This window comes from Brucella sp. NBRC 12950, from assembly GCF_030268145.1.
GTDB lineage: Bacteria > Pseudomonadota > Alphaproteobacteria > Rhizobiales > Rhizobiaceae > Brucella.
On record NZ_BSQC01000003.1, the window covers coordinates 149,172 to 172,166 of the forward strand.

Consider the following 22,995-nt stretch of genomic DNA (forward strand, 5'->3'; position numbering starts at 1 on the left):
AGAAATCAGCTATTTGCGACCGGCCTTAGCTCGTTTATTCAAACATTCTATTCTACTCAATAGTAATTGGGTGGAATAACTTGGAGTTCATCCCGAAAAATGGGAGAAGGCCTATTGAGAGGAGAAATGATGAGCCAGCGCACAGAATTGCCGGGGCATGAAACGGCGTCATATCGTGAACCGTTAGAATCCCATTTCGTCACCCATGACGGCACTTCGCTGTTCTATCGTTTCTGGCCTGCCCGCTCTGAAAAGCCGAAGGGCGTTATCGTTTTGCTGCATCGCGGTCATGAGCATAGCGGACGTGTGAGCCATCTCGTGGATGAGCTCGGCCTTGATGATTATGCATTCTATGCCTGGGATGCGCGCGGCCACGGAAACTCACCTGGCGTGCGAGGCTTTTCGCCGTCCTTCGGAGCATCAATCCGCGATCTCGATAGTTTCGTTGCTTATATCCGCAATGAAACCGGCGTAAGAAACGAAGACGTGGCGCTTATTGCGCAGAGCGTCGGCGCCGTTCTGGCGAGCGCATGGGTACATGACTATGCGCCCAATATCCGTGCGCTTGTCATGGCGTCGCCAGCCTTCGACATCAAGCTTTATGTGCCTTTCGCCAAAGAGGGCATCGCGCTCTGGCAGAAACTCAAAGGCACGTTCTTCGTCAATTCCTACGTCAAACCGCAGTTTCTGACCCATGATCGGGAGCGCATTGAATCCTATCGCACCGATCCGCTGATTACACGGCCAATCGCCTCGCATATCCTGCTTCAGCTTTATGATGCGGCAAAGCGCGTGGTGGATGATGCGCGGGCGATTACCGTTCCGACACAGTTGCTCATTTCCGGCAGCGATTTTGTCGTGCGGCCAACGCCACAGCACCGCTTTTTTGAGAACCTTGGCAGCCGCATTAAAGAGCGCCATGTGCTCAAAGGTTTTTACCATGACACGCTGGGCGAACGGGATCGCAAACCGGCACTCGCGCTGATCCATGATTTCATCGAGGCGCGTTTTGCGGAGGCACCACAACGCGCCGATCTGACCGAAGCGCATATTGCAGGCCATACGCGCGATGAGGCTGACAGACTATCAAGTCCGCTACCGCTGCTTTCACCGCGCGGCCTTTACTGGGCATCGACGCGCGCCTCTATTGGCTTTGGCTCGCTTTTGTCGGAAGGTCTGAAAGTTGGCCGTCGTACCGGTTTTGATTCAGGCTCCACGCTCGATTATGTCTATGAGAACGAAGCACGAGGCTTGGGTCCCGGCGGCAAGCTCATCGACAAGCAGTTTCTGGAAGCCATCGGCTGGCGCGGCATTCGCCAGCGCAAAGTGCATCTTGAGGAACTGATCAGACACGCCATCAGGCGGCTGGAAAGCGAAGGTCGATCGACCAATATCCTCGACATTGCCTGTGGGCATGGCCGCTATGTGATTGATGCGGTGGTTCGTGCCGGCGAATTGCCGGACAGCATTCATCTTCGCGATTACTCGCCGATCAATGTGCTGGCTGGCCGCAAGCTCATCAAGGAGCGTGGTCTTGAAGCAATTGCTCATATGGAAGAAGGCGATGCGTTCAATGAAGAAAGTCTGGCAACGGTCACACCACAGCCAGACCTTGCGATTGTGTCGGGGCTTTATGAGCTTTTCCCGGACAATGCGCTCATTAATCGGTCGCTTTCGGGTCTCGCTCGTGTGCAGAAGCCGGGCTCACTGCTCATTTACACCAACCAGCCATGGCATCCGCAGCTTGAAATGATCGCTCGCGCGCTCACGTCACATCGCGGCGGACAGGCATGGGTGATGCGTCGCCGCACACAGGGCGAAATGGATCAGCTCGTCGAAAAGGCGGGCTATCGCAAAATCGAACAGCGCACCGATCAATGGGGCATCTTTACCGTATCGATTGCCGAACGCATCGGAGACGCTGAAGCGTGACCACGCAATTGACGGAACTTGATGGTTTCTCGCGGCGGCCTGTAATCCGCCGCGCAATCGCTTGGCTTCTGTTTCTTGGACCGTTTTTCTATCTGACCTATGGCACCGCCAACTGGCTTGCATCACTCCATGATGACGTGCCGAACCTCGCTTTCGACTGGGAAGGCTATGTTCCCTTTATCGCGTGGAGCATCATTCCCTATTGGTCGGTCAATCTGTTTTACGCGATAGCGCTTTTCGTAAATGACAGCCCGGAACAGGTGGACCAGCTGGCAAAGCGTTATCTCACCGCGCAGATTATCGCCGTTCTTTGCTTTGTTGCCTTTCCGCTGACAGCCACATTTGTCAAACCTGAGACCTCCGGTCTGCCGGGTTTCATGTTCGATGTGCTGGGCGGGTTCGACAAACCATTCAACCAGGCGCCGTCGCTACATATCGCGCTTTTGATCATTATCTGGGATCAGATGCGCCGTGTTATGGGCGATATAATGCGTGTGATCTGGCACGTCTGGTGCCTGCTGATCGGATTATCGGTGCTAACCACCTATCAGCATCACGCCGTCGATATTCCGGCAGGCGCTTTGCTCGGGCTGTTTGCGCTGTGGCTTTTCCCACGCAACACGCCATCGCCTTTGGCAGGTTTTCTGCTCACATCAGACCCAAAATCCCGGCGGATCGGCTTGTATTATCTGGCGGTGGCGACAGTTTTTCTTGCGCTGGGTGTTCATGGTCTGAGCATCACCGGCTATGCGATCTTCTGGTTCTGGCCTGCAACCGCACTTGCACTAGTGGCGCTTGGTTATCTCGGTGCGGGTGCTGGCATTTTCGAGAAACAAACAGACGGTATGGTCAGTCTCGCCAGCCGCCTGTTGCTCTGGCCTTACCGCTTTTTTGCCCTGATTAATATCCGATACTGGACGCGCAAACTCCCAACCCATGTCGAACTTGGCGACAATGTCTTCCTCGGACGCTTCCCGAAGGCTAGAGAACTGCAATTTTTCTCGACTGTCATTGATCTTGCATCCGAAATGGTGCCACCCCCTCACTCTATCGATTGGAAAAGCTACGTCACGATTGATCTCATCAAGCCTCCCGCAGAAAAGCTACGGCTTGCATCGGATGCGGTCGAAGTCGCACGCCATCACGGTCCGGTGCTCATCTGTTGCGCGTTGGGCGTTCAGCGCAGCGCCACGGTTGCAGCCCATTGGCTCATCAACACGGGCCGCGTGAACAATCAACGCGAAGCCGAAGAGCTGATCCGCGCAAAAGGCTGGCCGGTGCATCTACACACAAGCGAGGTGCATGAATGAGCGCGCAGGCATCAAGCATCGCGGCAGGTTTGCAGCGAAATGCCTATTTCGGCATTGCACTAGCCGTATTGATACTGGCTGTCGCACCGTTTTTGCGCTTCGTGCATGACCTCACCTTCTGGCTGGTCTGGCCGGTCCTTCTTGCGAGTAGTTTGGTCATTCTCGGAATTGCCGCGCACCTGCTTTTCGATGCAGCACTTTTCCGGCTGGTTGCCGCAAATCCCATTGAAGAGGCGGGACTGATCGAACTCGACAGAACGCTCGAAAAAATGGGCCTGAGTGAAGCTATCTGCCCCACCCGCCCGCTCCTCGAACGGATCGCCGGTTCCCGGCGCATCATCGGTCGTTTGCGGTTTTTTCTGGCACTTGCCATTGTGCTATTCATTCTGCTGGCCTTCGTGCCGCATGGTCAGGGGCTTTGATATGCGGGTACTGGTCCGCCATCAGGTGCAATCGATTTTCGGCTCGTTTCTGGCGATCCTGTCACGTGGGATTACCGGCGTGCGGCCCATCTGGAGCGGCACCGGACCCTCGCGCGATCAGCGCATCTATTTTGCCAACCACACCAGCCATGGTGATTTCATTCTGCTTTCCTCCTGCCTCAATCAGGAAGAACGTGCGCGCACCCGCGCCGTCGCTGGTGCTGATTACTGGCGGGGCAATGCTGTGCGCCAGTTCATGGCCGAAGTGCTGCTGCGCACCGTGCTTGTGGAACGCAACTGGGTGGAACGCACACAAGATCCGATGGAAGTGATGCTGAAAGCGCTGGCCGATGGTCATTCGCTCATCATCTTTCCCGAAGGCACACGCAATATGACCGATGAGGCGTTGCTGCGTTTTCGGTCCGGCATCTACAATCTTGCGCTGGCGCGGCCGGATGTTGAACTGGTGCCGTGCTGGATTGAAAACATGTCACGCGTGTTGCCAAAGGGCGCGATGCTGCCCGTGCCGCTTCTTTGTCGTGTAATTTTCGGTACGCCGGTTCAGCTTCACGAGGGCGAGAACCGCAAGGAATTTCTCACGCGCGCGCGCCAGAGCCTTCTCGATATTCAGCCTCAGAATGGTAATCACCCATGAGCGAAACGACCCAACTCTTCCTTGGCCTCATGGGCGTTCTGGTCACAGCCAGTGCCGTTGCCGGTATATTGTCATGGCGTGCGCCAAAACCGCTTTCATCCACACTGGTCAACCTCAATGCCCGCATCAAGGCATGGTGGATCATGGTCGGCGCCATGTGCATCGCCTTCCTGTTCGGCAAAGGCGGCGTGATCGTTCTGTTTGCGCTTATTTCGTTTGCCTCATTACGCGAATATGCGACGCTTACACAAACCCGTCGCGCTGATCATCGCGTGCTGCTTGGCATGTTCCTGCTGGTCATTCCGGTGCAATATTATCTGATCTGGATCGACTGGTACGGTCTCTATTCCATCTTCATACCGGTCTATTGTTTCCTCGCCATGCCGGTGCTGACTGCCCTTTCCGGTGATACGTCGCGCTTTCTCGAACGCATCAGCGAGCAGCAATGGGGCATCATGCTATCGGTCTATTGCATCAGCCATGTGCCTGCGCTGATGACGCTGGATATTCCAGGCTTCGAAGGCAAGAAGCTGCTGCTGATCGCATTTCTGGTGGCAACCGTTCAGGGCAGCGACGTGCTGCAATATGTTTTCGGAAAATTGTTCGGCAAGCATCGCATTGCGCCCAATATTTCTCCATCCAAAACCTGGGAAGGCTTTGTCGGAGGGGTCGCGAGCGCATCTCTTCTGGGGGCTGGACTTGCCTGGCTTACTCCGTTTTCGCCATTGCAAGCTGGTGCGCTGGCCGCGACCGCTTGCGTCATGGGCTTTTTCGGCGGGCTTGTGGCATCTGCCATCAAACGTGACCGCGGGGTCAAAGACTGGGGACACATGATTGAAGGGCATGGCGGTATGCTCGATCGTGCCGACAGCCTCGTCTTCTCGGCCCCGGTATTCTTCCACATTGTGCGGTATTTCTGGGCATAACCCCCGGTTCCGAATGTGACGAAACAAAGCCTTGGAAACCCCGGATACAGTAAAAACTTGTTACCCGGTTTTGCAGGTCTTTATTTCGCGATGCCTTTTATGACCTTTAAGCCTTTCTAGGCGGGTTTCGTTTCACCGGACCCGCTCTATCTGTTTGCTCGGGTGGAAATGCAATAGAACTGAAAGGTTGAAACGATGAAAACTGCAGGTATCTGCGCTTTTATTCTGGCATCGGTCACCGCAGGCGGCGCTATGGCGCAAGGCCAGGCCACGCAGCAGATGACACCGGAAGCGCTCTATAAAGCAGCACAGAACCAGCTCGGTATCGTCGAGTATTGCAAGGACAAAGGCTTCGCGACACAGGAAGACATCGACAGCCAGCAGTCCATCATGAAGATCATGCAGGCACCAGCCGACAAATCTGGTCTTGAAGAAGCACAGGCAGCCGGCAAAAAGGGCGTAGTCCAGTCAATGGGGCAGGAAACCGACGTTGAAGACTATGCCAAGACATCTGGCAAAAGCGTCGAGCCTTTCTGTCAGCAGGTCACAACGGCCATCAAGCAGGCCGCGGCCCAGTTGCCGAAATAAGCCATTGCTTCCTTTGTCGCTGCGGTGGAGTGCTCTCCATCGTTGCGGCTATCGGTCAATTTTGCTGAAATGCAACAGCATTCACATAAGATGAGTATATTGGTCATATATTATTGCGTTTGCACAAGCGCCTAACTATGGTGCCGCCACGAAAATGTGGTGCCTGCCTTGAACCAATCTGACAAATCCAATCTGCCTTCGGCTTTTCCTCTGCAGGAAATTGCAGACATTGATGCAGCTATTACAGATTATTACGACGAACTGTGCCGCGCAGTCCGTCGGCGTGGGCACGTACCCTCCAATGCCAATGAAGTCGTCCACGATCTTTATGTCAGGCTGAAAGACCGCAGGACCGATCTGCAAGGCAAATCGTCGTTACGCGCCTTTCTTACGCGCGCTGCGATTAATCTGGGTCTTGATCGGTTTCGCCGCGAACGCTTTGAAGCAAAGCTCTTTTGCGGCACTGACGACGAAGCCGCAAACATTGCAAGCAAGGATGCAAATCCTGATCTGGTGCTGGATATGCCACGCCGCCTCGCCTGCCTACGTGATGCGATCATGGAACTGCCCTTGCGTCAGCGCCGCGTGTTCATTGCCCACCGGATCGGCAATCTATCCCCAGATGAAATAGCCATACGCTTCGGAATTACGCGCAATATGGTGGACAGGCATCTGCGGAAAGCGCTTATGCACTGCCTCTTGCGGCTCGACGAACTGGATCAGGCTTAATGCGCGCGACGGCAAAGAAGAACGATAAGGCTGAGCGCCAAATCCAGGAACAGGCTGTCGACTGGCTGATGCAGTTGCAGGCATCGCCCAGAGATCTGGAGGTTGTCGAGGCTTGTGCGCTATGGCGCGCCAGCGATTCCCGACACGAGCTAGCATTTGCCAAAGCTTCGCGCGTTTTCAGCGATACGCGCTTTCTGCTGCTGCAAGACACCGACTTTGCAAAAACTGCAGCCAGAAAGCCGCGCTACCCTGTGCGCGCGGCCGTCAGTTCCATGCTGTTGTTCGCGGCCCTCGGGGGCGGATTCCTTGCCTTTGACGGGCCGATGCGCCTGCGTGCTGATGCTATATCGGCGAGTAGCGAGATGCCGGTCATTGAGTTAAGCGATGGTTCGACCGTTCAGCTGAATGCCGGATCAGCAATCACTTTCGATATTACGAATGATGGGCGTCAGGTGCAGCTGTTGCGCGGCGAAGCCTATTTTATTGTGGCCCCAGATCCACAGCGCCCCTTCACGGTTAAAGCCGCAAATGGCGAAGTGACGGCCCTTGGCACCCAATTCGATGTGAAACTGAAAGATGGCGGCGCAGATGTCATTGTTACCGAACACGCAGTTCAGGTGCAGACCAGCGCGTCATCATCTGCCTTCAGCCCGCTCGATACGCTGCGGCTGGATGAGGGACACAGCGTTTCATACGACAGCCGGAATGGTATAGGCCAGGTTTCGATGGTTGATCCGGAACTTGCAGCATCCTGGCGAAGCGGTCGCCTTGTTTTCGAGGGCCAGCCGCTTGAGCATGTGGTCGAAGATATTGCGCGCCACCTTCCGGGTAAGGTGATGATCGCAAGCAGCGACCTCGCCGAACGCCGGATCACCGGCACCTTCGATCTCTCCACGCCCTCGACAGCACTTGATGATTTTATCAAGGCATTTGAGCTCAAAGCAGTCCGTGTCGGGTCATTGCTCACGGTGCTGCATAATTAATTTTCGTCCAAATGTCCCAAACAGCTCAATTCATTCGTCCAGTTGGTGAAAGGCAGTTTGCGCACCCCGCGCGAGTGCCTCAGCCACCCAATGCCCGACACCAACGCCTTGAACGTTGAGACTGGAAACGACATGAAAAGCCCTTCCTCGCGCATTCTCACTGCCTGCGCCCGCCCGCTGTTTGCTTCGCTGCTTTTGAGCGGCACTGTTCTAAGCCCGTTTATGACCGCGCCAGCAATGGCACAGACAACATCGCGAGCCGTCAGTATCAATATTCCGGCAGGTGCGCTTTCAACGGCACTTAATCGCCTTGCAGTTCAGACAGGTCTGCAAATCGCATTCGATGCATCCGTCACCAGCGGCCTCAGGACATCCGGCGTCAGCGGAACCATGGCTCCAGCCGACGCGCTTTCTGCATTGCTGCGCAACACGAATATCCAGTATCGTTTCACCGGCAATCGCACTGTACGCCTTGAGCGCGAAATGGCTGCAAACAATGCAGCCGTGCCTGCTGTTGACGGAGCAGTGCAACTCGACACGATCAGCTTCTCCCAGATTACCGGCGTGAACTTCGCTGATCTCGACCCGCGCGTCTCTCAGATTACGCCTGAACAGATGCAACAGGCACAGGCCTCAACAATTCCCGAACTCATCAAAAAGACGCCCGGCGTAGCCATGCTGGGGGGCGTCCGCACCGAAGGCCAGTCGATTTCGATCCGTGGTTTCTCGCGACAGACTGACGTTCGAGTTCTGCTCGACGGCGCGCCGAAAAACTTTGAAAAATACGATCAGGGCACCATTTTCGTCGAGCCCGAACTTCTCAAGCGCGTCGAGATTGAAAAGGGTGCAACCTCGGTTCGATATGGCAATGGTGGCTTCGGTGGCACCGTGAAGCTTGAGAGCAAGGATGCCGCCGATATGCTGCGCGAAGGCGAAAGCTGGGGTGCATGGGGTAAAACCGCGTATCAGACAGCTAACAAGCAGTTTCTGGAAACCGGCGCGGTTTATGGCCGCTCCAATCTCGGCACCGGCATGACGTTTGACGGTATTGCCAGCCTGACTTGGCGCAAGAGCGACAACATGCGTGTCGGCAGCGGCGAGACCTATAATTACTCAAGTTCTGAACTCACTTCATTCTCCGGTAAACTTTCCGGCGAATATGGCGGGCACAAGGTGAAGGCCTCGGTTCTTTATGGTGAAAGCGCCAATTGGGGACCACTTGCAGCCATTCGCGGACAGCTTCAGCCAACCAGCAACAGCCTTGTTCCCGGCACACCTGCCTATAAGGAAGCAATGCGCAGGCTGCTTGCATGGCGTGAGCTGAAAGACTTCACTTCGGTATTCGAACACACCTATGACGGCGACAGCGACCTCGTAAACACCCGCATCATGGCGAGCTATTCCTCGACCGACATGCATGCTGAACGCGCAACCGGCGTGAATGGCACGGCATCGCTTGGTGGTACCGAAAACGATGCGAAATATTCGGATTTTCATATCGAAGCTGAAAACACCTCCAACTTCGAGCTTGGCGGTATTGAACACAGCCTGAACTACGGTGTGCAGTATAACCACCACATTCGCGATGTGACGATGTTCGACATCACAAAGAAGAACGACAAAAGCTATAATTATGGCTATTACGCCCCATGGATCATGCCCGGCGGCAAACAAGACGTAACATCCTTCTTCATGCGTGATCGCATGGCCATTACCGACAAGCTGACCATCACGCCAGGCGTCCGCTATGACTATGTTCGCTCCGAAGGCGAGCCAAATGCGGCTGCGATCTATAACGATCCAAAAGCTGGACATGACTATTCGTCAGCATCTCACCATGGTTTCACACCAGCGATCAGCGCATCCTATCAGATAACACCCACGACGCGCCTGTTCGCCGACTGGGCTTATGCCATGCGCGCGCCCAATATTGACGAAATCTACTCGGTTCAAAGCGGACGCACGCAAACCTCCGGCACAAGCAGAGATCTGGCAGTCGAGCGCAACAACACGATCAATATCGGCGCGGATACGTCGTTCAGCGGTATCTTGACCGATTCCGATGTGTTCATGGTGCGCGGCTCGTTCTTTAACAACCACGTCACCAACCCGGTGGCGCGTCGCGTCGGCAGCGCAAACAAGGTTGGCCTGAAAGACGGCGAAGTCCCATTCTACTGGAACATGCCTTCCTATTATTCGCGTGGTGTGGAACTGGAAGCGCATTACGAAAATGACTTCATGTTCGCCGATGCAAGCGTCACCTACATGATTGGTCGGCGCCATGGCACGGTCAACAATATCTATGGGCAAGATAGTTATATCAACGATATCATGCCGACAACGGTTGTAACGACCCTCGGATACAAGCTGCCGGATCAGGATATCAATTTTGGCTGGACGGGGACCTTTGTCGACAAGCAGGACCGAACCTCCTATGTCAAAGGCGATCTCAGCTACAATCGACCAGAAACGCCGGGCTATGCCGTGCATGACCTGTTCTTCAACTGGACGCCGACCAAAGGCTTCATGAAGGATTCGGAATTGCGTCTCGCACTGGAGAACGTGTTCGACAAGGAATACGAACCTTATCTGACTGACGGCATCACAGCCATGCCAGGCCGCAATCTGAAGGTCTCTTTCAGCCGTAAGTTCTAAATTATCAAAGGGCTGGAAATTCGTTTCCAGTCCTTCTTTTATCGACTGTTGAATTTGACTGGCGCGGTGATCGTCTTGTTGACGTCTGGTGGGGGAGCGGGAACCGGTGAAGCTCGCTGAACCAGCGATAGCACCTCATTATCAAGCTCCGGCCAGCCAGAAGATCGCGCAAGCGTCGCAGAAAGTACCTTGCCGCTATCATCGATGCGAAACCGAACATAAACGGTGCCCTCTTCCCGACGCGACTTGGAACCCGATGGATATTTCTTGCGGCGCTCCAGATGTGCCATTAAACGCGATTGCCAGCGCGCCGGTGTCATAGAGGATGCAAACAAACCGGAAGCTGACTGTCTCGCTGCGTTGCGACTGGACTGCGTGACCTGTGCCTGTGCCTTCACTGCTTGCTTGGCCGATGCCTGTTCGCGCTGTTTCACCGGCTTCTTCTTCGGCTCATCCTTCTTGACGATTTCCTTTTTGGGCTCCGGCGGCTTAGGTTTTGCGACAGGTAGTGGAACCTCAACCTTATCGAGCTGCGCTATTTCTTCCCGAGGCTCTTCCTCCACAGGCTCCGGCTCGTCCTGAACCACTTCCTGCTCGAGTACAGGTTCATCGACAGGTTCTTCAACCTTCTCGGCTGCAGCGCTTGCATCCGACATCACTTCATCCGGTGATAGCTCGTTTTCTTCGGTTTCAGTTGCTTCAGGCGTTTCCGCCAGCTCGATCATGATAGCGGCCGGCGGCGTATCATCGGCCGCCATCATGTCCGGCTCACGTAGAAGCCACATTGCGGCTCCCACATGCAAGGATAGTACGAGAAGGCTTGCCCCCGCCCAGAGCGCAAGCTCGCTAAAGCTCTCGCGCACCCCGATACTATCCGTTGGACCATTCATGACGCGCCCGCCCAGGCAGGCACATCCGTATATTCGCTTCTGCGGCGCAGCTCAGAGAGCATTTGACCGTGGTTGATCAGATTGCGCAGATCGCAATCAAGACAAGCCAGGCGACCGTCACTGGTCTCAATCGCAAGATCTGCAATGGTGAAATCATCAAAAGCCGCCACGAAGGACCGCAAGGCTGCCTGCAGCAACATGCCGAATGCTGAATCTGATCCAGACTGCTTTGTCGCCTGTTCATCGAAACCCGGCTGCATCAGTCGCAGAACTGTTCCGACATTGATTGTCTTTGCCGGGCGCGCAAGACGGATGCCACCACCGCGCCCGCGTGAGCCAACCAGAAAACCGTGATGTATGAGATCCGAAACGATCTGCGCGGCGTGATCTTTTGTCGTGCCTGTGGCTTCTGCCGCTGCACGGGTGGTCAGCGCAGTCCCATCTGGTGCTCGCTCGCAAAGAACAAGAAACTCAATTGAAAGCTCTGCCTGTCGGGTAAATCGCATTGCAAACTATCTCTATTCTGGAACGAATTTCACTTCTCGATATTGCGGGCCGACAAAAAGCATGAGGCCTGCAAACAGCATTGCATTGATTGCCAGTTCCACCCCGAAGAGATAAGGGTTCAAAACAACGGCTGCCAAGCCGATTGCCGTAACCAGACTGAGCAGGCACAGCCTGAACAGAAAGGGCAGAGCACCGAGTGCACGCCATGCATCGATGACAATGCGTGTACTTCTGTTGGTTTCCAGCCAGCCTAGAATACTGGATGAAAGCTGTACAAAGCAAAGTGCTGCACCAAAGACAAACAGGGCTGAAGGCATCATAGGTATCTTCAAACCAATCAAAGCTGCCACGACCAATAACAGCCCCAACGCGAGATAACCTGCGCGCTGCCGCTCATCGGGATAGGCGAATTGGGCGGCCCCGTTATTCGCAGTCGTCAGGTTAGAGACGGTCATGAAAGATTTTCCGCACCAGTACATGGACACGGCGGAAAGCAGCTTCCGCACCAGCGACCACGCGTTCTTCCTCAGCGTCAGAAAGCTCAATCTCATCAAGTGCCGCAGTGAAGGTCCGCCAATGCAGTCCGCGACCTTCAGGAGCACCGGCCAGATGGCGCGCACCAAGCTCTTCAGACAAGCCCAGCTTCAGCGCTTCTTTGAGCAGAAAGGCCGCACCGAGGTTGGAGCCTTCAGCCACATAGAGCCAGCCAAGTGCGGTCGGCAGATCAATGTCACATCCGGCAGGGAAGGCAGGCGCGCCATCTGCTGCAGGCAGCTCGAAACCGAGATCGATCATGTCCTGACCAACCTGCTCAAGGCGACGGCGCCCGTTTAGATCGGGCAGCAACGCATCCAGCGCGGCATCATCGTAAAGCGCATTAATGTCACGGTGGAACTGATACTGCACCTCAACGAACAATGCATAGCTTTCGCGGCTGGCAAATGGTTTGCCCGCCATGATGGTCTGATCAAGACGTTCGTGAGTGCCCGTCGTTCGCGCTTTCAAGCGCTTAGAGCGGGGAAGAGCAACGGGGTGCTCAAGTGTAGCAACATCAGTCATTTCGAATATCCCTATTGATAGACGGTGTTCTCAGCGCGTAAAGCCGATAACACCGCTCTACTAATTAAGACGATTGAGGACGCAATTTTTTGCAATGCCAAGGCAAAAAAACTTCACCCTGGCCAAAATGTCGCACCTAATCCCAATTAAAAGTGGAAATTGAGGCCAAGTTTCACGGTGTGTGTATCCAGTGAATTGGAAGCTTTGCGGCCATTGGCGATATTCGAGCTGCCAGTGTGGTCGGTATATTTATAGACCGGTTTTTCGGATGGATCGCAGTAGGGATCTCCCAGAATTTCACAAAGAAATGGTTCGGGAGGTGTAATTTCCACACCTGTCTGCTCTCTGGTCGTGTAGTTGCCCCCTGTTCCGGCACGCGCATTTTCAAAGCTGAAGCTGCGGTTGCCAAAGCGGCTATAGGTATAATCGGCCATGACCGACCAGCGATCGTTGATTGCATATTCAACACCGCCGCCAACGGTGACGCCCGTTCGCATTCCCGACAATTGATCGACGAAGAACAGGCTTGAGCTTGCCTTGCCCATGATATCTTCAGAATAGCGGTACTGGTCGCGGGTCTGCTTCTCATGCGCGAAGGCTACACCCGCCGTTCCATAGACAAGCCAGCGATTATCCAGCGCATAACCAAGGCGACCGCGAATGGACCCCGTCCAATCAATGTCGTAATGCGTGTTTGCCTGAATACCGGCAATGTCCTTTTCAGCGGCAATCCAGTCTTCCTGCATGAAGGCCGCCTGCGCGCCCTTCAAACGCGTTTTGCTGACATCGGCTTCGATACCAAGTACGACCCGGTTGCTGAACTGGTGGTTATAACCCGCCTGCACGCCGAACAGGGCCGAATTGCCAAATCCACGATCCGCAGATTCACTCGCCGATATCGGATCAACCGTGCCATCAAGCGCAGTCGTATTGCCCCAAGTGCGCCCGGAAGTCATACCGGTATGAACACCGCCGTAGAAGCCGGTCCAGTCGATTCCCGGTGCCCCACCCTGTGACCGGGAGAATGGCGAGAGTTGCGGCAGGCGCTGATCGCCGCCGAAATTGCTGGTAAGGCCCGCATAGAACGTCCGGCCCGGACCAGGCTGGTTCACCAAGCCAAGCGGATCGACGTAATATTGATCCGTCAAATTTTCAATACGAGCTGTCGCGGTCAGGCTGTCGTTGATCTTATATTCGGCAAAGACATCGATGAGCGTATAGGGCTTCCAGCGTGTCAGCGAAATAAATTCACCAGCACCCACCGCTGTGACATCACCATGACCAATCGCACGCGGACCGACGTAAGAAACACGCCCGCCAAGCGTCAGCCTGTCTTCAAGCATCTTCTGCGAGAGTGTCAGATCCACGCTGTATTTCGGAGGCACCTGGTTGGTCGCATAGTCACCATAAAGCGACTTGGCTCCACAGGTGTCAGAGGTGCGGCAGAATTGTACATCAAGATAATAGTTGGCCGAGAAATCGGCAGTAAACCCGCCGGCCTCGTAACGGCTTGAGAATTCAAGACCTGAAAAGCGTGCGCGATCAATGTTGTAGACCTGCATACCGCTGTAGACAAATTTTCCGCTGTTATCGTAGAAATCGCGGAATGCACGCGCAACATAATCTTTAACGTCCCAGTTAAAGTAGCCAAACTTGACCATGCCGCGATCGTCATCATTCAACAGACCATCTCGCGTGAAGTTCGCCCCAACTTCCCAGTTGCTGGAACGCTCTGGCCGCAATCCGGCATTGGGAATGACGGTGAAGGCTGAAACCGATTCAAACAGGCTCGGATAGCGTAGCGCGTTGGAATAATTGACATAAAGTTGGCTGCCATCGAAAGGTTCGACCGTCACGCCGACCGATGGACTGAAACCACCTGAATCGCGGTTGGGTTCCGGGTTTAGCTGTACAGCAGAGTTGGCCTCAGTGCGGCGGTCATGTGACCAGTAATGCGAATAACGCAGGCCAGCATTCAATGTCAGCCAGTCGACTGGCTTGTAGGCTGCTTTGGTGAAGACGCCAAGTTCGTCACGATAAGCGTCACGCAGGTTTAGCCAGCCCTCAAGTTCGTTAGTATAAGCACTCGGACGCGTATCTTCCCTGAGATAAGACACACCATAATTTAGGTCGAGATCGCCATAGTCGCCAAACGAAAACTTCGACGTATTGGCAACATCGCCGCCCCACATGATCGTATTCGATCCAGTGCGGAAATTCGGCGAAAGGCCGAGAGATTCCAATGTCGGCATCATGTTACCGCGACGTGGATTACGCAGTTCCAGTTTTGTAACCCAAAGATTTGCTTTCAGATCAATGAGTTCATTGTCATCCGGGTTCCAATAATAGCGCAGGGTGCCGGTATCGAGCTTGGAACCAGATGTCAGCTCCTGCTGAACAGGTTGATTTCTGTCCCCTGTGAAACGGGATGCAAGAAGATCGCCAGCCTCCCCACGAAAACCAGTATAGCCCAGCTTCAGCGTATGACCGCCATCAAAGCGCAGCGTCGCTTTCGTCAAGAAGGATTTGGTCTCAAGCTGCGTATTGAGGACTTCTTCGCCAGCACGATAATTCGTAAGGCCGCCGTTTTCGACATATTCAGGCCAGTTCTGACACCAAGAACCCGATGTATTGCAGGTCCTGGCAGGGCCGATATTCACCGGATCGGCTGACGGGCCATGCTTGCCCGCATGATAATTGCCGCGCTTGCGATAAGCATAGCCCGCAAAGAAATCGTAATTCTCTTCCTTGATCGCAGCGACAATACTGGCAGAGCCATTGGTCGGTGTAAGGAAAGAAGGACGGTTCATACCGTCGGGCGACCCAACGACTTCCGGGACGTCACTCGGCGAATAGGGCCATGCATATCCACCCTTGGCGCCCGCATGCGGTGATGAGGAATTCGAGCCATATTCACCTTTCACACGCATACCCCAGTTATCGCCTTCCTTGACGATATCATCAGCATCGAGTGTTCGAATGGCGACGTTGCCCGCGATACCACGCGAGGATGCGTCCGAGCCTTTGTTGATATCAAGGCCCGCAATCAGATCGGGATCAATGTAAGTACGATTGGAAAGACCTTGATAGCCCTGATAAACGGTCACGCTGTTTTCAGCGCCATCAATCGTGGTTGCAACACGCCCCATGCCCTGCATACCGCGAATATTGACATCGACCGAGCCCGCACCGTTACGCGCTTCACCGGACATCACCCCCGGCGTACCGCGGAAAATATCGGCAGGGCTTGAGCCGCGGAAACGCTCAATGGTTTCGGACGAGATATAATTGGTCGGTGCTGCCGTTTGATACGGTGCTTCTGCCCCCACCACGCCCGCACCGCCGGTGACGGTAATCGTATCAAGCAGTGTGGTGCCGTCAGGGGTCAATGGTGCATGCGCGGCCGCCGGTTGCGCGGCCAACGCAACTGTGTTGCTACCCGTGAAACGATGGGAAATACCAGATCCCGCAAGCAGACGCGAAAGTGCATCTTGTGGCGTCATCATGCCCGAAACGGCGGGAGCCTGTTTAGCGGAAGCGATCTGCGGCTGATAGGTCACCTGCATTCCAGCCTGCCGACCGAAATTGGCGAGTGCTGAAGACAGTGAGCCTGCGGGAATATTGAAAGAAACCTGCCGAGCAGTCTGCGCTTGCGCTTGAAAAGCTGTCGAAAGGGATAAGGCATAAACGCATGTAGAACCCAGAAGTGCTGCTGTCAGAATTTTCGTCCCCAAGCGCTGCACAACACTTTTATTAACCCGACGCCCCATGTCCAACCACTCCATCTTTTGGTGAAAAGGCGGTTGTATGGCAGCAGCTAACGTCCGACCCTGATGCTTACAACGAGCGGGGCTTTAGGATTTTCTCCCCTTGCATCAAAAAAATATCAGATTGACGAAATGACCGTCAGCCAAGGCGATATCTGCCGAACTTTTCCGCCATAAGGTTCAACCACTGCTTCCAGCGCGGCAATCGGTTGGTTGAGATCGAACACACCACTAATGCGTTGTGTGCCAAAGCTCGATTGAGCCAGCAGCACCCGGCCTGATTGCCAGCGTGCAATGCGCGCGACAACTGACGCAATCGTATCGCGCTCGGCCACCAGCATTCCCTGACGCCAGGCTGCAATTTGGGAAACGTCACGATTACCACGCTCGAAGTCATGGCTTTGCACATTGAACGACAGCCAATCGCCCTGCCCAAGTGGTGTCACAGTGTCGTTCACACCGGTCGGCCTGACGGCGACCAAACCATGACCCACCGAAACCGAGAGATAACCCGCGTCATTGCTCACATCGAAAGCAGTACCAAGTGCGGTCGCGGTAAGCTTTCCGGTCTGCACACTGAATGGACGTACAGGATCGGGCTTCACATCGAAAAATGCCATTCCAGCAAGAAGCTCGACGCGGCGCTCATTCGGGCTAAATCGTAGTTGGATCGCACTATCAGGACCAAGCATTGCACGACTGCCATCCGGCAGCGGTACATCCTGCAACTGAGCGGAAGCGGTCATGTAATCCGCTTGTGCCTGCAACATCAGCTGCGGCCCAAAAAGTGCCCCGACTGCAACAACGGAAAGCCCAGCTGCTCCGCCCGTGAGGATCGAACGGCGGGATATTTTCGGAGCTGCCGTACGGCGCTGATCATGCATGACTTTACCCGTCATGCCATAAATTTCCATCGCCTCACGCCAGGCGGTTTCGTGTTCCGGTCCACGCGCACGCCAGCGGTTGACCAGCTCTTGGGCCACAGGATTATCCGGATCATCCTGAATGCGGATGACAATATCCAATGCTTCTTCGAACAGCTTTTCGCTTTCCGATAATTCGACATCCATGCAGCATCAGCCTCTTTAATTCAGCCGTTTCTCACCGCCGAACTGCTTCTCTCAAATTATGTCCTATTGAGTATAACGAATGAAGGGAGGGAATTTTCTCTTTTAAAGACTGCCAGCCGGATCTTCATTCAAACACGCTCTCAGATGCACGTAACCACGCTTGATCAATGTCCATGTTCGCGAGACGGAAAGCCCCAGTTCGCTGGCCACTTCAGCAATCGTCTTTTCATCGAGACGATGCAGTTCAAACGCACGGCGTGTTTGTTCAGGCAACTCAAGCAGCGCCTGTTCAATAATCAAGAGGCGCTGTCGGTCATAGACGATAGTTTCTGGCGTAGGTGTCGTATCGGCAACGCGGCGCCATTCTTCGTCAGGCATATCGACATATTCAACGATGCGCTCGCGGCGGTAGAGATCAATGGACAGGTTGCGTGCTACCTGATGCAGATAGGCGCGCGGATTATGTTCATTGGCTGATGGTGTTGCCGACATCACTCGCACAAACGTATCTTGCGTCAGATCGGCCGCCGTCTCTGCATTGTGCCCTCTGCGCCGGAAAAAGCGATGCAGCTCCCGCGCATGGTTCTGGAAAAGGCGTTGCAGATTCCACATCAAACGAAGCTCATTCGGAATAGCTAATGCCATAGCACCGATCCTCTCCAGACCGGATACACAGTCCCCTGACCTGCCTATAGCAGCAGAGTTAGCATTTACTGTAATATATGACTATAAGTGTCAACTTATTATTGCATTGTTGCCATGATCGAACATAGCGGCGGGAACAGGACGGCCAAAAAGCCAACCTTGCCCTATGGCATCCGGATGTAAAGCCCGCACATAATCCGCCTGTTCTCGCGTCTCCACGCCTTCAACCACCAGCTTCAACTCGAGCCGCCGTGCGATATTGCAAATGTTCTCGACAATTTCGGCACTGACAGCCTCGGTTCCGATCGCTTGCGTGAACATGCGATCTATCTTGATCCCGCTGATCGGCAGTTTTGCGAGATAGGCGAGATTGGAATAGCCAGTGCCGAAATCATCGATGAAAAATTCATAGCCCTTTGCGCGAAATGATTTCATCGCTTCAATCAGGCGTTCATGGTTAGCTGTCGAGCGCTCCGTGATCTCAAGCATAACTCTGAGCGAAGAAAGCCCATGGCGCTTGACCTCCTGGTCCAGAAAGACGAGCGTGTTCGGATCAATAACATCATCGACCGCAAGATTGAGGCTCAGATAAAGATCTTCATTTGCATGTAAGCGCATGTTCATTTGATCAAGCGCTTTGCGCACGACAATCCGCGTAATATTCTTGATATCGCCCTGCTTCTCCGCAATCGGAATGAAAACATCCGGCGGAATTGACACACCATCTTCGTCTGACAGACGAGCAAGCACTTCCGCTCCAATCACTTGTCCGTCACGCAACCGCACCAATGGCTGAAAGACGACATCGACACGGCCTTCCGCAATGGAACGTTTGATCTGCTGCGCGAGCGATGCATGGCCCCTACGCCATTGAACCCCTGCTGCTCCCAGTCCGCCACCGGCCAATGCACCGAAGACTGCGAGTGCCATCAATACGCCCGGCGATTGCTGGAAAACGCTGACATTGGTCATGGATGCCGTCACACAGACATCGATGTCATCGGCACATTGCGAAACCAGCCGATGCGTGCGCAGATCATACCATGGCAGCTTTTCCGGCGGCCGTTCCGCTATCTTTCTCGTATCGCCAAACGCTCGGTAAATATATTTGCTGTCGCGGCTAACAACCAACGCGCTGAGGTTAGGTTCCGTACGTTCGTACAGGGCAAAAGCAACGGGCGACGTAAAAACAATCGCCGAGCCTTGCATGATCATTTCCACCTTTGTCTGGTGTTTTCCGATCTTTTCGGCATTTGCCCATAATCGATGCCCGCCCTCCACCTCACGATCCCATTTCGGCAGATCCGCTGGCGGAGACAGACGCCCCCATAAAGCAGTACAAACAATGCGATTGTTCAAAACGCGGCCAATATCGCGCAGATAATGCGCCTTATATGCCAGCAGTCGCAGCTCGGTCAGATTTTCATCCGAGCAAAATTCCTGCATGGTGCTATTCACCACTGCAAGCGTATTTCTGCCAGATTGTGTGACATTTATCGAATGGGACAAGAGATTGTCCCTGTATTCGTTAAGGCGAATATAAGCGAGCCGAACCAGTTCCAGCTGACCTAAAAGAATTGTTATGGCGATGCCTAAACAAGCGACGAGCGCAACAAACCACCGATCCCCGTTGGTACGCAGCTTTATCATCAGGATGAATGTCCCCAAGCAGCAAATCAACGCCCCCCGTTGTTTGCGCGAAATTACACAACTCAAGGCTGGAAGCCAATGCTTAACATGCTGAAATTATCGCGAAATTAGACCATCCTTAAAATAAACTTTAGAAAAAGCTCACGCGTAGACGTTGCAGAACTCAGTTCCCATCGGGATTTAACTTTAAATCTGCCCGCAAGGTTGACGTTAATTATCGGGGCCGTAGATTACCTGACCATGACAAATATTGCGATTGATCAAAATTATCTCCTCGAAAAACTGGGCGCGCTCCTGGCAATCCCAAGTCCAACCGGTTTCACAGATGAGGCAGTGCATTTCGTTGCACGTGAACTGGAGCGCCTCGGCCTTGAAGTCATCCTGACGCGGCGCGGGGCGATCCGAGCACGCCGCAGCGGCAAATCGAGAAAGCCCGCGCGCGGTATCGTCTCACATGTCGATACGCTTGGTGCACAGGTCAAATATCTCAAATCCAACGGGCGGCTTGAGCTTGTTTCAATCGGCAACTGGTCGGCACGCTTTGCAGAAGGTGCGCGCGTTTCGATATTTTCTTCCAAAGGCACCTATCGCGGCTCGATTCTGCCGCTGAAAGCCTCCGGCCACACTTTCAATGAAGAAGTAGATACGCTTCCCGTTGGCTGGACCTATATCGAGTTACGCGTCGATGCGCTTGCCCGAAACAAGGAAGACCTCATTGAGCTTGGCATCGATGTTGGCGACATTGTCGCCGTGGATCCCATGCCGGAATTCATCGATAATGGCTTCATCGTCTCGCGCCATCTTGATGACAAGGCAGGCGTTGCAATCATGCTGGCATCGCTCGAAGCCATGCAGCGGCTCAATGTCGAAACGCCGGTCGATACGTACTGGATATTCACCATCGGCGAAGAAGTCGGCGTCGGCGCTTCTGCAGCCGTTGTGCCGGATATTGCTTCTCTGGTAGCCATCGATAATGGCACCACGGCGCCCGGTCAGAATTCGTCTGAGTTTGGCGTAACACTTGCCATGGCCGACCAGACCGGACCTTTCGATTATCATCTGACCAAGAAGCTTTATGAGCTTTGCGGCGAGCACGATATCCCGGTGCAGAAAGACGTTTTCCGCTATTATCGCTCTGACGCGGCATCTGCGGTAGAGGCCGGTCACGATGTTCGCACCGCGCTTCTGACCTTCGGTGTCGATGCCTCGCATGGCTATGAACGCATTCATTTGAGCGCGCTCACATCGATTGCAAAGCTCACTGTTCACTATGCAATGAGCGAGGTTGAGATCAAGCGCGATGCCGAGGAAACCACGAAGGGTCTCAAGGGCTTCACGCATCAGACATCGACGACGGCCGAGCAGGACCTGAGGCCTGAAGACAGCCCGACGGAATAGCTGAAAACAGCACAGAGGATTTGAAGGCGGGGTCATCCCGCCTTTTTTTGAGCGCATCCCCGAAAGCGTAAAGCGGGCGCAGCGACACAAATTAATTATGATAATTTGTTGATATACGTCATTTCCTCCCTATAAATTATATCCTGACAGATTTGCAGGCATACATGGCCAAACGAAAGGAACCGCTGATGAAGAGGTTATTTCGCGCCGTTTTGACAGCGGCCACTTTGGTTCTGGGTTCAGCGACATTTCACGCTGGCGCGCAGACACCGCCCGATGTTCTGATCGTCGGGCAGATTGCGGAACCGCAATCGCTTGACCCACACACGGTCACGGCAACCAATGATTTCCGCATCCTTGTGAACATCTATGACGGTCTGGTCCGGTATAAGGATGGCACACTGCAAATCGAGCCGGCGCTTGCTGAAAGCTGGACCATTTCAGACGATGGCAAAACCTATACATTCAAGCTTAGACAGGGCGTGAAATTCCATGACGGTTCGGATTTCAACGCGGAAGCGGTCAAATTCAACTTCGAGCGAATGCTGAACAAAGATCATCCGTTCTACAATACCGGCCCGTTCCCCCTCTCCTTCAACTTTGAATCCATTGAAAGCGTCAATGCCATCGATGCAAACACAGTCGAGTTCAAGCTGAAAGAGCCGTTCGCGCCCTTCCTGTCAAACCTCGCCTATCCGACCGGCCTCATCGTTTCGCCAGCCGCCGTCGAACAATATAGCGCTGAATTTGGTCGCCATCCGTCGGGCACCGGCCCATTCAAATTTGCAGAATGGCAGTCTGGCCAGCGCGTGGTGGTCGAGCGTAATCCCGACTATTGGGATAAGGCTCCGACCTTGAACGCGATTGTTTTCCGTCCCATCACCGACGCCAATACCCGCGTTGCTGAAATGATGGCAGGTGGCATCGACATCATGGTTGAGGTTCCGCCGGATAATCTCGCAACCTTCAAGCAGGATGCAAACTTCGCTGTCACAGAACAGGCGGGACCTCATGTCTGGTTCAGCATTCTCAACACCAAAAGCGGACCGTTCGCCGACAAGAAAGTCCGCCAGGCTGCAAATTATGCAGTCAACAAACAAGGTTTGGTCGATAATGTCCTGCAAGGTTCTGCAACTGTCGCGGCTGGTCCCGTGCCACCTGCATTCAACTGGGTTGATGATAAAACCGAGCCTTATCCTTACGATCCGGAAAAGGCCAAGGCGCTGTTAAAGGAAGCAGGAGCTACCAATCCTGAACTCACTTTCTATGTGACAGAAGGGGGCTCGGGGATGCTTGACCCGCTTAACATGGGTGCAGCTATTCAGGCGGATCTTCAGGCCGTCGGCTTCAAGGTGAAGATTGAAACCTACGAGTGGAACACCTTTCTTGGTCGTGTGAATTCCGGTCTCGATGGCAAAGCAGACATGGCTGAAATGGCATGGATGACCAATGATCCAGACACGGTTCCATTTCTCACGCTTCGCACCGAAGCCCTGCCGGACAAAGGCGGCTTTAACTCGGGCTATTATTCCAATCCGAAAGTCGATGAATTGCTGACCAAGGCCCGCACATCGACCGATCAGGCAGAGCGCGGCAAGCTCTACGGCGAGATCCAGTCCATCGTCCACGACGATGCGCCATGGCTCTTTGTTGCCAACTGGAAACAGAATGCTGTCACAACAGCTGCAGTTCAGGGCTTCAAGCTCCAGCCGTCATTCCTGCTGCATCTCAAAGATGTGACCAAACAATAAAGCTTTGCGCCAAAGGTCCGAGGCCGCTGGCGCAATTTTGCTTACGCATTTTAAGCAG

General features: G+C 54.1%; 19 protein-coding genes. 11 read left to right on the top strand and 8 right to left on the bottom strand.

Going from position 1 to position 22,995, the window contains the following annotated elements; all coding sequences use genetic code 11:
• Positions 1 to 129: 129 nt before the first annotated feature.
• The 9 genes from QSJ70_RS06210 to QSJ70_RS06250 all read left to right on the top strand — a co-directional run bounded on the left by QSJ70_RS06210 (position 130) and on the right by QSJ70_RS06250 (position 10,200).
• On the top strand, positions 130 to 1,932 hold the full coding sequence (locus tag QSJ70_RS06210) for a bifunctional alpha/beta hydrolase/class I SAM-dependent methyltransferase (RefSeq protein ID WP_215778976.1): 1,803 nt from the start codon (positions 130 to 132) through the stop codon (positions 1,930 to 1,932).
• Positions 1,929 to 3,242 carry a phosphatase PAP2/dual specificity phosphatase family protein gene (locus QSJ70_RS06215; RefSeq protein WP_285535159.1) on the top strand — a complete coding sequence of 438 codons (1,314 nt, stop codon included), beginning with the start codon at positions 1,929 to 1,931 and terminating at the stop codon, positions 3,240 to 3,242. Before QSJ70_RS06210 ends, QSJ70_RS06215 begins: the two co-directional genes overlap by 4 nt.
• Positions 3,239 to 3,664, top strand: coding sequence for a hypothetical protein (locus tag QSJ70_RS06220; RefSeq protein ID WP_285535160.1), 426 nt, complete (start codon positions 3,239 to 3,241; stop codon positions 3,662 to 3,664). The genes QSJ70_RS06215 and QSJ70_RS06220 overlap by 4 nt, the downstream gene beginning before the upstream one ends.
• A gap of 1 nt (position 3,665) precedes the next feature.
• A complete protein-coding gene (locus QSJ70_RS06225; RefSeq protein WP_215778099.1) occupies positions 3,666 to 4,319 on the top strand; it encodes a lysophospholipid acyltransferase family protein in 654 nt (217 codons plus the stop codon).
• Positions 4,316 to 5,245 (top strand): phosphatidate cytidylyltransferase, encoded by a 930-nt coding sequence (locus QSJ70_RS06230; RefSeq protein WP_285535161.1) that lies wholly within the window; start codon positions 4,316 to 4,318, stop codon positions 5,243 to 5,245. The genes QSJ70_RS06225 and QSJ70_RS06230 overlap by 4 nt, the downstream gene beginning before the upstream one ends.
• 195 nt (positions 5,246 to 5,440) lie before the next feature.
• Positions 5,441 to 5,833: a hypothetical protein gene (locus QSJ70_RS06235; protein ID WP_215778095.1), complete on the top strand. Its 393-nt coding sequence runs from the start codon at positions 5,441 to 5,443 to the stop codon at positions 5,831 to 5,833.
• A gap of 159 nt (positions 5,834 to 5,992) precedes the next feature.
• Complete coding sequence (locus tag QSJ70_RS06240) at positions 5,993 to 6,562, top strand: RNA polymerase sigma factor (protein ID WP_285535162.1); 570 nt, start codon at positions 5,993 to 5,995, stop codon at positions 6,560 to 6,562.
• Positions 6,562 to 7,545, top strand: coding sequence for a FecR family protein (locus QSJ70_RS06245; RefSeq protein WP_285535163.1), 984 nt, complete (start codon positions 6,562 to 6,564; stop codon positions 7,543 to 7,545). Before QSJ70_RS06240 ends, QSJ70_RS06245 begins: the two co-directional genes overlap by 1 nt.
• Before the next feature lie 132 nt (positions 7,546 to 7,677).
• The gene (locus QSJ70_RS06250) at positions 7,678 to 10,200 is read left to right on the top strand and encodes a TonB-dependent receptor (RefSeq protein ID WP_215778090.1); all 2,523 of its coding nucleotides are present in this window, start codon (positions 7,678 to 7,680) and stop codon (positions 10,198 to 10,200) included.
• 38 nt (positions 10,201 to 10,238) lie between these two features.
• On the opposite strand, the gene tolA is transcribed toward QSJ70_RS06250, so the two are convergent.
• The 8 genes from tolA to QSJ70_RS06290 form a co-directional block, all read right to left on the bottom strand.
• Entirely contained in the window at positions 10,239 to 11,090 is an 852-nt protein-coding gene (gene tolA / locus QSJ70_RS06255; RefSeq protein WP_285535165.1) for a cell envelope integrity protein TolA, read from the bottom strand.
• Positions 11,087 to 11,596 (bottom strand): Rrf2 family transcriptional regulator, encoded by a 510-nt coding sequence (locus tag QSJ70_RS06260; protein ID WP_079213240.1) that lies wholly within the window; start codon positions 11,594 to 11,596, stop codon positions 11,087 to 11,089. The genes tolA and QSJ70_RS06260 overlap by 4 nt, the downstream gene beginning before the upstream one ends.
• A 12-nt stretch (positions 11,597 to 11,608) precedes the next feature.
• Positions 11,609 to 12,052 (bottom strand): DUF454 family protein, encoded by a 444-nt coding sequence (locus QSJ70_RS06265; RefSeq protein ID WP_215778087.1) that lies wholly within the window; start codon positions 12,050 to 12,052, stop codon positions 11,609 to 11,611.
• Complete coding sequence (locus QSJ70_RS06270; RefSeq protein ID WP_285535166.1) at positions 12,039 to 12,656, bottom strand: biliverdin-producing heme oxygenase; 618 nt, start codon at positions 12,654 to 12,656, stop codon at positions 12,039 to 12,041. The genes QSJ70_RS06265 and QSJ70_RS06270 overlap by 14 nt, the downstream gene beginning before the upstream one ends.
• A gap of 146 nt (positions 12,657 to 12,802) precedes the next feature.
• Positions 12,803 to 16,426 carry a TonB-dependent receptor domain-containing protein gene (locus QSJ70_RS06275; protein WP_285535167.1) on the bottom strand — a complete coding sequence of 1,208 codons (3,624 nt, stop codon included), beginning with the start codon at positions 16,424 to 16,426 and terminating at the stop codon, positions 12,803 to 12,805.
• A gap of 116 nt (positions 16,427 to 16,542) precedes the next feature.
• Positions 16,543 to 17,493: a FecR family protein gene (locus QSJ70_RS06280; RefSeq protein WP_285535168.1), complete on the bottom strand. Its 951-nt coding sequence runs from the start codon at positions 17,491 to 17,493 to the stop codon at positions 16,543 to 16,545.
• 102 nt (positions 17,494 to 17,595) lie between these two features.
• Entirely contained in the window at positions 17,596 to 18,105 is a 510-nt protein-coding gene (locus QSJ70_RS06285) for an RNA polymerase sigma factor (protein ID WP_285535461.1), read from the bottom strand.
• Between the two features lie 123 nt (positions 18,106 to 18,228).
• Positions 18,229 to 19,788 (bottom strand): EAL domain-containing protein, encoded by a 1,560-nt coding sequence (locus QSJ70_RS06290; RefSeq protein ID WP_285535169.1) that lies wholly within the window; start codon positions 19,786 to 19,788, stop codon positions 18,229 to 18,231.
• A 240-nt stretch (positions 19,789 to 20,028) separates the two neighbouring features.
• Here QSJ70_RS06290 and QSJ70_RS06295 point away from each other — a divergent pair, with 240 nt between their 5' ends.
• On the top strand, positions 20,029 to 21,186 hold the full coding sequence (locus QSJ70_RS06295; RefSeq protein WP_194779718.1) for an osmoprotectant NAGGN system M42 family peptidase: 1,158 nt from the start codon (positions 20,029 to 20,031) through the stop codon (positions 21,184 to 21,186).
• A gap of 188 nt (positions 21,187 to 21,374) precedes the next feature.
• A complete protein-coding gene (locus QSJ70_RS06300) occupies positions 21,375 to 22,937 on the top strand; it encodes an ABC transporter substrate-binding protein (RefSeq protein WP_285535170.1) in 1,563 nt (520 codons plus the stop codon).
• Positions 22,938 to 22,995: the final 58 nt, after the last annotated feature.

Coding starts and splice junctions, on each gene's coding strand:
- QSJ70_RS06250 (WP_215778090.1), top strand. CDS start 7,678: ATGAAAAGCCCTTCCTCGCGCATTCTCACTGCCTGCGCCCGCCCGCTG.
- QSJ70_RS06260 (WP_079213240.1), bottom strand. CDS start 11,596: ATGCGATTTACCCGACAGGCAGAGCTTTCAATTGAGTTTCTTGTTCTT.
- tolA (WP_285535165.1), bottom strand. CDS start 11,090: ATGAATGGTCCAACGGATAGTATCGGGGTGCGCGAGAGCTTTAGCGAG.
- QSJ70_RS06210 (WP_215778976.1), top strand. CDS start 130: ATGAGCCAGCGCACAGAATTGCCGGGGCATGAAACGGCGTCATATCGT.
- QSJ70_RS06270 (WP_285535166.1), bottom strand. CDS start 12,656: ATGACTGATGTTGCTACACTTGAGCACCCCGTTGCTCTTCCCCGCTCT.
- QSJ70_RS06280 (WP_285535168.1), bottom strand. CDS start 17,493: ATGGATGTCGAATTATCGGAAAGCGAAAAGCTGTTCGAAGAAGCATTG.
- QSJ70_RS06300 (WP_285535170.1), top strand. CDS start 21,375: ATGAAGAGGTTATTTCGCGCCGTTTTGACAGCGGCCACTTTGGTTCTG.
- QSJ70_RS06275 (WP_285535167.1), bottom strand. CDS start 16,426: ATGGGGCGTCGGGTTAATAAAAGTGTTGTGCAGCGCTTGGGGACGAAA.
- QSJ70_RS06295 (WP_194779718.1), top strand. CDS start 20,029: ATGACAAATATTGCGATTGATCAAAATTATCTCCTCGAAAAACTGGGC.
- QSJ70_RS06225 (WP_215778099.1), top strand. CDS start 3,666: ATGCGGGTACTGGTCCGCCATCAGGTGCAATCGATTTTCGGCTCGTTT.
- QSJ70_RS06285 (WP_285535461.1), bottom strand. CDS start 18,105: ATGTGGAATCTGCAACGCCTTTTCCAGAACCATGCGCGGGAGCTGCAT.
- QSJ70_RS06220 (WP_285535160.1), top strand. CDS start 3,239: ATGAGCGCGCAGGCATCAAGCATCGCGGCAGGTTTGCAGCGAAATGCC.
- QSJ70_RS06245 (WP_285535163.1), top strand. CDS start 6,562: ATGCGCGCGACGGCAAAGAAGAACGATAAGGCTGAGCGCCAAATCCAG.
- QSJ70_RS06235 (WP_215778095.1), top strand. CDS start 5,441: ATGAAAACTGCAGGTATCTGCGCTTTTATTCTGGCATCGGTCACCGCA.
- QSJ70_RS06290 (WP_285535169.1), bottom strand. CDS start 19,788: ATGATAAAGCTGCGTACCAACGGGGATCGGTGGTTTGTTGCGCTCGTC.
- QSJ70_RS06265 (WP_215778087.1), bottom strand. CDS start 12,052: ATGACCGTCTCTAACCTGACGACTGCGAATAACGGGGCCGCCCAATTC.
- QSJ70_RS06230 (WP_285535161.1), top strand. CDS start 4,316: ATGAGCGAAACGACCCAACTCTTCCTTGGCCTCATGGGCGTTCTGGTC.